The 4,491-nt window shown below is 73.3% G+C and carries 5 protein-coding genes; 1 reads left to right on the top strand and 4 read right to left on the bottom strand.

The genetic code is table 11. From position 1 onward, the window contains the following. The 3 genes from MLY01S_RS11625 to MLY01S_RS11615 all read right to left on the bottom strand — a co-directional run. A partial coding sequence (locus MLY01S_RS11625; RefSeq protein ID WP_157531304.1) for an aldehyde dehydrogenase family protein occupies positions 1-700 on the bottom strand: 700 nt, incomplete at its 3' end. A gap of 164 nt (positions 701-864) precedes the next feature. Next, a complete protein-coding gene (locus MLY01S_RS11620; protein WP_067192330.1) occupies positions 865-2,385 on the bottom strand; it encodes a GAF domain-containing protein in 1,521 nt (506 codons plus the stop codon). Further along, the gene (locus tag MLY01S_RS11615; RefSeq protein ID WP_082740154.1) at positions 2,385-2,912 is read right to left on the bottom strand and encodes a DUF779 domain-containing protein; all 528 of its coding nucleotides are present in this window, start codon (positions 2,910-2,912) and stop codon (positions 2,385-2,387) included. Before MLY01S_RS11615 ends, MLY01S_RS11620 begins: the two co-directional genes overlap by 1 nt. A 208-nt stretch (positions 2,913-3,120) precedes the next feature. Between MLY01S_RS11615 and MLY01S_RS11610 the strand changes: the two genes are divergently transcribed. After that, positions 3,121-3,330, top strand: a complete 210-nt coding sequence (locus tag MLY01S_RS11610) for a hypothetical protein (protein ID WP_067192327.1) — start codon at positions 3,121-3,123, stop codon at positions 3,328-3,330. Positions 3,331-3,681: 351 nt separating this feature from the next. On the opposite strand, the gene MLY01S_RS11605 is transcribed toward MLY01S_RS11610, so the two are convergent. Then, the coding region (locus MLY01S_RS11605; protein ID WP_157531303.1) for a SulP family inorganic anion transporter at positions 3,682-4,491 on the bottom strand (810 nt) is incomplete at its 5' end.

Below are 4,491 nucleotides of genomic sequence, written 5' to 3'. Positions count from 1 at the left end.
TCCGCGGGTTCTGGGCGAGCGGCTTGCCGGCCTCGAGGCCGAAGCCGTTGACCACGTTCACCACACCGGCCGGGAGCAGGTCTCCGATCAGCTCCATGAGCACCATGATCGAGGCCGGGGTCTGCTCGGCGGGCTTGAGGACCACGCAGTTGCCGGCGGCCAGGGCCGGGGCGAGCTTCCAGACGCCCATCAGCAGCGGGAAGTTCCAGGGGATGATCTGGCCGACCACGCCGAGCGGCTCGTGGAAGTGGTAGGCGGTGGTGTCGTCGTCGAGCTGGGACAGGCCGCCCTCCTGGGCGCGGATGGCGCCGGCGAAGTAGCGGAAGTGGTCGATCGCCAGCGGCACGTCCGCGTTGAGGGTCTCACGGATGGCCTTGCCGTTGTCCCACGTCTCGGCGACCGCGAGCATCTCGAGGTTCTCCTCCATCCGGTCCGCGATCTTCAGCAGGATGGTGGAGCGCTCGGTGGCGGAGGTCTTGCCCCAGGCCTCGAAGGCGGCCCAGCCGGCGTCGATCGCCGTGTCGATGTCCTCGGCGGTGCCGCGAGCGACCTCGGTGAACACCTTGCCGGTCACGGGGGTGATGTTCTCGAAGTACTGGCCCTTCTTCGGGGCGACCCACTCGCCGCCGATGTAGTGCTCATAGCGGGGCTTGAACTCGACCTCGGCTCCGTCGGTTCCGGGGAACGCGTAGACGGTCATGGTGCTGACTCCTTCGTCTGAGGTGGTGACGCCGGGGGCGCCGTCGTCCATGACTGTGACGCTAGTCACTCAGACGTTGCACGAAGGTTGCAACGGGTTCAGGTCCGCCGGACGCAGGCCCGTCAGGAGCGGACACGCCCGCAGGCCCGCCGGACGCAGGCCGCTCAGCCGATCTCGCGCTCGAGCCTCTCGAGTGTGGACACGGCCAGCGCACGCCGGGGCGAGTCGGCCGGCAGCAGCTTCAGCGCCGCACTCCACAGCTCGACGTCGTCGCGGGCCTCGGGCCGGGCCAGGTAGGCCCAGAGCTGCTCGGCGTCCGCGTCCTGGGCGACGGCCTCCCGCAGCCCCTCCCCCAGCTCGGCGCGGATCGCCTCGATGCCCGGCGACTCTGACCGCGGCAGCACCGGCCCCGCGGCGGCATGCAGGGCGCGGTCCAGGTCCCCGTCGCGCAGGGCGTCGCGGGCGCACAGCGCGTCCACGTGCACGTCGCCGGCGAGCCGATAGGGGCGGGACAGCAGCTCCACCGGGGCATCGGCGCTCTGCAGGGTCCGGCGCAGCCGGTGCACCTCGGCGCGCAGGGAGATCGCCCGGGCGGCGCCGTCGGCCGTCGCGGGGCGGCCCTCCGCCACGGCCCGCCGCTTCCCGACGACGGACCCCTCCTCCGGATACAGCTCCGCCTCGAGCTCGGCGCCGGTCAGGCCCGTGCCGTGCCAGGCCAGCAGCGTGAGGATCTCGGCGTGGCGGCCGGTCAGCTCGACGCCGTCGAGCATCGGCGGCAGGTGGCCGGTGACGCGCAGCAGGCCGGCGGCGGCGTGGCGGTGGGGCGCGGTCGCCGCAGGCGCCGCCGGGCCGTCGGGTGCCGGCGAGGCGGCAGGCGGAGGTGAGGGGGCCGTCGTCGGGAAGGAGGTGCCGGTGGTGGCGTGCGCGGGGGCGGGCAGCTCACGCCAGGCGACGTGCACGGCGTCGGCGGTGGACTGGAGCAGGGGCAGGGCGAGCGGGCTGACGGCGTCGTCGCCGCCGGTGAGGTCGATGACGCCCACGAGCCGGCCGGTGACCGGGTCCGTCAGCGGGACCGCCGAGCAGTTCCACGGGTGGACGCGGTGGCTGAGGTGCTCGGCGCCGCTGACCTGCATGGCGGAGCCGGTGGCGAGGACGACGCCCGGGGCGGAGGTGCCCATGGACGACTCGGACCAGTCGGCGCCGGGGACGAAGCCCATGGCCTCGGCGCGGTTCAGTGCGGTGCGGTCGCCCTCGACCCAGAGGAGGTGGCCGTGCTCGTTGCCGATCGCGACGACCAGGCCGGCCTCCGCAGCGGGCTCCACGAGCATGCGGCGGACGATCGGCAGGGCCGCGGCGATGCGCTGCTCGCGGCGGGCCTCGGTGAGGTCGGCGTCGCTGAGGGTGGCGGGGTCGGTCTCGCCGAGCAGGCGCGGGGCCGTGAAGCCGCTGAGCGAGCGGAGCCAGGACTCGCGGACCTCGCGGCGCAGGCCCTGCAGGGCGGCGCGCAGGCCCTCGTTGTCAGCGGTGCCGGCGGACGTGGTGAGGGGGCTGCGGGGGCGGGTTCTCGAGCCGGTGGCCGGGGAGCCGCCCGCGGGCGGGACCAGCGGCAGCGCAGCGGTGGAGAGCGACTCGTGGGCCCTCTGCACGACGCGCCGGTAGGCGCCCACAGCGAGGGTCGGAGCCATCAGGCCGCGTCCTGTGCGAGCAGGCGGGAGCGGATGAGGAACCGCTTGCCCTCCGGGGCCTCGACCGAGAAGCCGGAGCCGCGGCCGGCCACGGCGTCCAGGGTGAGGTGGGTGTGCTTCCAGTACTCGAACTGGGCGGCGGACATCCAGAACGCGATCTCGGCGGCGTCGGCGGCGACGGGGTCGGTGCCGTCGGCCGGGGCGTCGGCGTCCGCGGCGGCGGAGAGGTCGAAGGTGCCCAGCAGGACGTCCGAGCCGCCGGTCTTGAAGTCCCCGGCGGGGTAGCACATGGGCGAGGAGCCGTCGCAGCAGCCGCCGGACTGGTGGAACATCAGCGGGCCGTGGATCGGGATGAGGCGGCGCAGCAGGGTGAGTGCGGCCGGCGTCATGGCGACGCGGGAGTCGGTCTCGCCGGAGATCTCGGGGCGGGCGTCGAGCGCGGCGGCGGATGTGGGCGCGGATGCGTTTTCGTTCGGGAAACCGTCGCGTTCGGCGGCGCTGTCGTTCGGGAGAACGTCGGGTTCCATGGGGCAACCTCCTTGCCGGACTGTCGTTCCGGACGGTCACCCGCGGCGCGCAGTCGGGGACGCCGCGGACCGTCCACCCATCGTAGTGAGCACTGTGACCGGTGTCACGGGGCCGGGCCTGGGAGTTCCCCAGCGCACCGTCACTGGGCTCGTCCCATGACCTCCCCGCGCGCCCCCCGGCTCCCGCCGCCGTGGCCACGCCTCCCGGATGCTCCGCGGGGCGCTCCGCCTGCTCGGTGAGCGCGGGGTGGCCTCGGCGCTGGTGACCTGCGGGGTGAAGAACACCGGCTCGGCCGCGGTGATCCCTGCCTGCGGCGGCGTGGAGCGGGACGTGGTCCTCGTCCGCGCGGACGGCAACCCGCACGGGCCGCGGACCCGCCGCTTCGACGTCCCGACGACGGCACCCACCTCTCTCTGACCGTTTTCGCTCACGAAACGGGAGGACCTGTCGGAACAGCCCCGCCCCCTCAGCCGGGCGCCGCGCCGCACCCTGCCGCCCCACGCCCTCAGCGTTTTTTCGCTGGCGAAACGGGAGGCCCCCCTGGAGGAGTTCCTCCCGTCTCAGGCTGGCACCGCATGCCGTCGCCCCGTTTCGTCAGCGAAAACGTGGAGTGGAACGGGTGGCACACCACGCCGGACCCGACGGTTTCCCGAACGACAACGCTCCGTGGGCCGGCGTCGGCTCGCGGCCGCCGTCGTCCCCGGGCCGCGTCAGTGGCCGTCGTCGTCCCCGGGCCGCGTCAGTGGCCGTCGTCGTCCCCGGGCCGCGTCAGTGGCCGCCGCCGAGGCGGCCGGCCATTCGGGCGCGCATGGCCCGGCTGGCCACGTTCAGCCCGGTGATCTCCACCGTGGTGCCGTTGCGGCGGTACTTCTCCTCGATGGCGTCCAGCGACGCGATCGTGGAGGCGTCCCACAGGTGGGCCTCGCGGAAGTCGATCTCCACGCGCCCCGGGTCCTCGGCGTAGTCGAACTGCGTGTAGAGGTCGTTGGAGGAGGCGAAGAACAGCTCGCCGCGCACCCGGTACCGGGCCACCGCGTCCTCGCCCTCACCGTCCACCGTGCGTGAGACGGTGGCCAGGTGGGCCACCCGGCGGGCGAACATCACCATGGCGGTGAGCACGCCCAGGCCCACGCCCACGGCCAGGTTGTGGGTGGCCACGGTCGCCACCACGGTCACGAGCATCACGAGGGTCTCGGACTTCGGCATGAAGGCGAGGGTGGACGGGCGGATCGAGTGCCAGTCGAAGGTCGCCAGGGACACGAAGATCATCACGGCCACCAGGGCGGCCATGGGCACCAGCGCCACCACGTCGCCGAGGCTGACGGACAGGATCAGCGTGAACACGCCAGCCAGGAGGGTCGAGATGCGGGTGCGTGCGGCAGAGGCCTTCACGTTGATCATGGTCTGGCCGATCATGGCGCAGCCGCCTATGCCGCCGAAGAGACCGGACACGATGTTCGCCACGCCCTGCCCCCAGGACTCGCGGACCTTGGAGGAGCGGGTGTCCGTGATGTCGTCCACGAGCTTGGCGGTCATGAGGGACTCCAGCAGCCCGACGACGGCCCTGCCGAGCGCGTA

It is taken from the genome of Micrococcus lylae NBRC 15355 (assembly GCF_001570885.1).
GTDB classification, from domain to species: Bacteria; Actinomycetota; Actinomycetes; order Actinomycetales; family Micrococcaceae; genus Micrococcus; species Micrococcus lylae.
The sequence above is the reverse complement of the archived record's forward strand: the minus strand, read 5'-3'. Positions and strand labels throughout refer to the sequence as shown.

What these genes read in the sequence shown, in the direction of transcription:
- MLY01S_RS11610 (WP_067192327.1), top strand. Translation starts at nt 3,121, where the DNA reads ATGCTCCGCGGGGCGCTCCGCCTGCTCGGTGAGCGCGGGGTGGCCTCG.
- MLY01S_RS11615 (WP_082740154.1), bottom strand. Translation starts at nt 2,912, where the DNA reads ATGGAACCCGACGTTCTCCCGAACGACAGCGCCGCCGAACGCGACGGT.
- MLY01S_RS11620 (WP_067192330.1), bottom strand. Translation starts at nt 2,385, where the DNA reads ATGGCTCCGACCCTCGCTGTGGGCGCCTACCGGCGCGTCGTGCAGAGG.